The 4,548-nt window shown below is 70.5% G+C and carries 6 protein-coding genes; 3 read left to right on the forward strand and 3 right to left on the reverse strand.

Annotated features, from left to right (window positions below; all coding sequences use genetic code 11):
• Positions 1–620: 3-deoxy-8-phosphooctulonate synthase (gene kdsA, locus BKE38_RS21295; RefSeq protein WP_076959255.1), on the reverse strand; the 620-nt coding region annotated here is incomplete at its 3' end.
• Between the two features lie 72 nt (positions 621–692).
• Entirely contained in the window at positions 693–1,943 is a 1,251-nt protein-coding gene (gene serA / locus BKE38_RS21300) for a phosphoglycerate dehydrogenase (RefSeq protein WP_076959258.1), read from the reverse strand.
• A 367-nt stretch (positions 1,944–2,310) separates the two neighbouring features.
• Here serA and BKE38_RS21305 point away from each other — a divergent pair, with 367 nt between their 5' ends.
• A complete protein-coding gene (locus tag BKE38_RS21305) occupies positions 2,311–2,661 on the forward strand; it encodes a hypothetical protein (RefSeq protein ID WP_076959256.1) in 351 nt (116 codons plus the stop codon).
• A gap of 84 nt (positions 2,662–2,745) precedes the next feature.
• On the opposite strand, the gene BKE38_RS32290 is transcribed toward BKE38_RS21305, so the two are convergent.
• Positions 2,746–2,889 (reverse strand): DUF1127 domain-containing protein, encoded by a 144-nt coding sequence (locus BKE38_RS32290; protein ID WP_165694248.1) that lies wholly within the window; start codon positions 2,887–2,889, stop codon positions 2,746–2,748.
• Positions 2,890–3,109: 220 nt separating this feature from the next.
• Here BKE38_RS32290 and BKE38_RS21315 point away from each other — a divergent pair, with 220 nt between their 5' ends.
• Both BKE38_RS21315 and BKE38_RS21320 read left to right on the forward strand, forming a co-directional pair.
• On the forward strand, positions 3,110–4,000 hold the full coding sequence (locus BKE38_RS21315; RefSeq protein ID WP_076959259.1) for a LysR substrate-binding domain-containing protein: 891 nt from the start codon (positions 3,110–3,112) through the stop codon (positions 3,998–4,000).
• Between the two features lie 101 nt (positions 4,001–4,101).
• Positions 4,102–4,548, forward strand: a 447-nt coding sequence (locus BKE38_RS21320; protein WP_278247633.1) for a Bug family tripartite tricarboxylate transporter substrate binding protein, incomplete at its 3' end; no start/stop codon positions are given.

Consider the following 4,548-nt stretch of genomic DNA (forward strand, 5'->3'; position numbering starts at 1 on the left):
GGCTGCTGCACCGAATGGGTGGCGTCGAAGATCACGGGCGCGCCGGTGCGGGCCATGATGGGCAGGCCGCGGAAGTCGCTGACCAGGGTGTTGTAGCCGAAGCTGGTGCCGCGGTCGGTCAGCAGGACATTGGCGTTGCCGGCGCCGGTCAGCTTGTCGACGACATTGGCCATGTCCCAGGGGGCGAGGAACTGGCCCTTCTTGACGTTGATGGCGCGGCCGGTGGCGGCGGCGGCCAGCAGCAGGTCGGTCTGGCGGCAGAGGAAGGCCGGGATCTGCAGGATGTCCACCGCCTCGGCCACGGGAGCGCATTGCTCGGCATTGTGGACGTCGGTCAGCACGGGCAGGCCGAGGCTTTCGCGGATCTCGGCGAAGATCGGCAGCGACTTTTCCAGGCCGAGGCCGCGCTGCGCGCGGGCGCTGGTGCGGTTGGCCTTGTCGAAGCTGGTCTTGTAGATCAGGCCGAAGCCCTGGCGGGCCGCGATCTCCTTCAGGGCCGAGGCCATTTCCAGCGCGTGGTCCCGGCTTTCGAGCTGGCAGGGGCCGGCGATGACGGCGAGCGGCAGGGTGTTGCCGAAGCGGACCTGGCCGCATTCAACGATGGCGTTGGGCTGGGACACGGCCAGGCTCCCTTGTTCTAGCTAACAGAAAAAAGATGGGGGTCTGGGGGAATTCTTCCCCCAGCCTTTCTTTCAATGGCGCTCGTAAAGCAGCCGCGCCCGCATCGTGCCAGGGATCTCCTTCAGGGCGGCCAGCACGCCTTCGGGATCCGCCACCCCATCCGCATCGACCACGACGTAGCCGATCTGGGGGTCGGTCTGCAGGAACTGGGCGGAGATGTTCAGCTTGAAGCGGCTGAACACCTCGTTCATCGAGGCGAGGACGCCCGGCACGTTGTGGTGGACGTGCATGAAGCGGGTGCCGTGCGGCTTGGCGGGCAGGGTGACCTCGGGGAAGTTCACCGCGCCGAGGGTGGCCCCGGTGTCGGAATAGTCGGAGAGCTTGCGGGCCGTCTCCTCGCCGATGCGGTCCTGGGCTTCCTCGGTGCTGCCGCCGATATGGGGCGTCAGGATGACGTTGGGCAGGCCCTGGAGCGGGGAGGTGAAGCGTTCGCCGTTGCGCTTCGGCTCGTCGGGGAAGACGTCGGCCGCGGCGCCCAGGATGTGGCCCGACTTGATGGCCGCGGCCAGGGCGTCGAGGTCGACGACGCGGCCGCGGGCGTTGTTGATCAGGATGGCGCCGGCGCGCATGGCGGCGATCTGGGCGGCGCCGATCATGTTGGTGGTCTCGGCCGTCTCGGGGACATGGATGCTGACCACGTCGGCGGCGGAGAGCAGGTCGTTCAGGCTGGCGGCGGCGACCGCGTTGCCATGCGGCAGCTTGGGGATGGTGTCATAATAGATGACGCGCATGCCGAAGGCCTCGGCCAGGACCGAGAGCTGGCTGCCGATATTGCCATAGCCGACGATGCCCAGCGTCTTGCCGCGGACCTCCCGCGAATGGGTGGCCGACTTGTCCCAGCCGCCGTCATGCGCCGAGCGCGAGCGGTCGGGGATGCGGCGCAGCAGCATGACGATCTCGCCCATCACCAGCTCCGCCACGCTGCGGGTGTTGGAGAAGGGGGCGTTGAAGACCGGGATACCGAGCTGCTTGGCCTGGGCCAGGTCGACTTGGTTGGTGCCGATGCAGAAGCAGCCGATGGCGATCAGCCGGTCGGCGGCGGCCAGCACCTCGGCGGTCACCTGGGTGCGGGAGCGGATGCCGAGCAGGTGGACCCCCTGCAGCGCGGCCTTCAGCGCCTCGCCCTCCAGCGCCTTGGTCTCGCGCTGGATGTTGGTGTAGCCGGCGCCGCCGAGCAGCGACACGGCACTGTCGGCCACGCCCTCCAGCAGCAGGATGCGGATCCGGTCCTTGGGAAGGGAGATGCGTTGGTTCGACAGCATGTGCGACATGGTGGGTCAAATGCCCCTGCTGGGCCGTTTCGGGAAGTGCGAAACCGTCGGGCGCGTTCCGCGTTTGCGCCAGGGACATATCAGCCGCGCAGACCGGCTGCGATATGCCCCGTGACGACGTGCCTTGAGGAAGGGCCTCGCCGCAAGCCGGCCGGGTTTCCGCCGTGGCCGCCACCCCCGCTCGGCCGCGCCGAATGCCCGGACAGACATGGCCGCGCTGACGCCGCGCGTGGCTTGCATGGCGCCATGCGGCCGGCGGGACGCAAAGGCTTCGTTTATCCTTGTCGTTCCCGGCCGCCGGGTCCATGTCGCGGGCAGACGCCCCGCCCCCACCGAATCAAGTCAAGAAGAGCGGGGAATGCATCTGGAGATTCCCACCATGGCTGTCGAGAAGATGGAACTGCCGCCGGGCATGCGCCGGCGGGTGACGATGGACGCGCTGACCGAGCTGGCCCAGGGTGGCCTGACCGAGCGGCTGCGCCTGGAGGCCGCCGCCCGCGTGCTGGGCACCGCGCGCCACGCGCTGGAGATGGCGGATGGCGAGCTGCCGGTGCCGGAGGCGATGGTCGGCTGGCAGCGCGGCCTGGTCACCGCGCGCGAGCATGTCGAGACGCTGACGCCGCGGCAGATTGACCGTCTGATCGAGGAAGGCCCGCGCTGGGCCGCCGCCGTGCTGCGCAGCCAGCCGGCGCTGCGCTGGGCCGCCTGAGCGGCCAGGCTGCCGCCCTCCCGGCCTGAAAAGCCCCGCTTGCGCGGGGCTTTTTTTATGGCGGGCTGCAGGAGCGGCCGCGGCTCAGGGGCGGCGGGCGAGGTCCCAGGGGGCGCGGCGCAGCTCGGCGCTGGCCTGCGGACGGGAGAGGCCGATGTCGCGCAGCAGATGCCCGTCGAGCTCGGCCAGGTGCTGGCGGGTTCGCAGCGTCTGCAGACAGCGCCGCATGAAGGCAATCCAGCCGGCCGGGCGCGCGACTTGCGCGGCGGGGCGCGAAACGGCGGGGGCGGAGCAGGCGGAGCCAAGCTGGGCGGACATCGAACAGGGCCTTTCGGGCATGGGAAGGAGCGCCGGCGGTGCTGCCGGCGGCTGGACGATGCGTGCAGGTGCGAAATAAGGGAAACGAATTGTTTTGACGGATGCCATCAAGTGGATTGATGATGGCGCCATGCTCGCTTTGCCGCCCGGCCTGGACCCCGACCTGCTGCGCTCCTTCGTGCTGATCGCCGAGGGCGACAGCGTCACCCGTGCCGCCCAGCGGGTGGGGCGCACCCAGTCGGCCGTGTCCATGCAGATGCGGCGGCTGGAGGACATCCTGGGCCATCCGCTGCTGGTGCGCGGCGCCAAGGGCTTCTCGCTGACGCCGCAGGGCGCCTGGCTGCTGGACCGGGCGCGGCCCTGGCTGTCCATGCATGACGAGATCATCGCCAATTTCCGCGCCCCCGACGTCACCGGCCGGGTGCGGCTGGGCACGCCGGACGACTATGTCATGCTCTGGCTGCCGGAGATCCTGGCGCGCTTCGCCGAAAGCCACCCGGCGGCCGAGCTGGAGGTGATCTGCGCCCCCTCCAACGAGCTGCTGGAGCGGATGGAGAAGGACGAGCTCGACCTCACCATCTTCTCCGCCGGGCATGAGCGGCAGGGGGTGGTCAGCCTGCCGCTGTGGCGCGGCCCGCTGCAATGGGTGGGGCCGGTGGCGCATGCGGTGCAGCGGCAGACGCCGCTGCGGCTGTCGCTCGGCCACCCCGCCTGCATCTGGCGCGCCGCGGCCACCGGGGCGCTGGACCAGGCCGGCCTGCCCTGGCGGGTCACCTACAGCTCCAGCGCGCAGATGGGCACCTATGCGGTGGTGCTGGCCGGCCTTGCCGTCACGGTCAGCCTGGCCGGGCCCCTGCCGCCCGGGCTGCGCGTGCTGGGCGAGGCCGACGGCCTGCCGCGCCTGCCGGAATTCGAGATCGCCCTGGCGCAGCGGGCCGAGACCCCGGCGGCGCGGGCGCTGGCGCAGCATATCGTCGACAGCTTCCGTCACGAGCCCGGGGGCCTGCCGCTGCAGGGGTGACGCAAGGCTTGCCCCGGCCAGGGCATGGATGCTTACCTTCCCGGAAAGAAAGGGGGAGGGCGAGGCGCCCATCCCCCGGTGCAGGGAAGGGTCGACCAACCATGATCATTCGACGCCGCGGCCTGGTGGCCGCCGGCACGCTCGGGGGAGCCCTGGGCGCCCTGGCGATGCCCAATGTGGCGCGCGGCCAGCTGTCCTGGCCGGAACGGCCGATCCGCCTGATCGTGCCCTGGCCGCCGGGCGGCAGCACCGACACGGTGGGCCGCATCTTCCAGCCGAAGCTGCAGGAGATCCTGGGCAAGCCGGTGGTGATCGAAAATCGCGGCGGCGCCTCGGGGGCGATCGGCGCGGGCGAGGCGGCGCGCGCCGACCCGGACGGCTATACCTGGGTGCTGGTCTATGACACCCAGGCGACCAATGAGAGCGTGATGCGCCTGCCCTTCAAGACCATGGAGGCCTTCGTCCCGGTCTGCCTGGTGGGCACCGGGCCGCTGGCGCTGGTGGCGCACCAGAGCACCCCCTACCGGACCTATGCCGATGTGGTGGCG

It is taken from the genome of Teichococcus deserti, assembly GCF_001982615.1.
Lineage (GTDB): Bacteria > Pseudomonadota > Alphaproteobacteria > Acetobacterales > Acetobacteraceae > Pseudoroseomonas > Pseudoroseomonas deserti.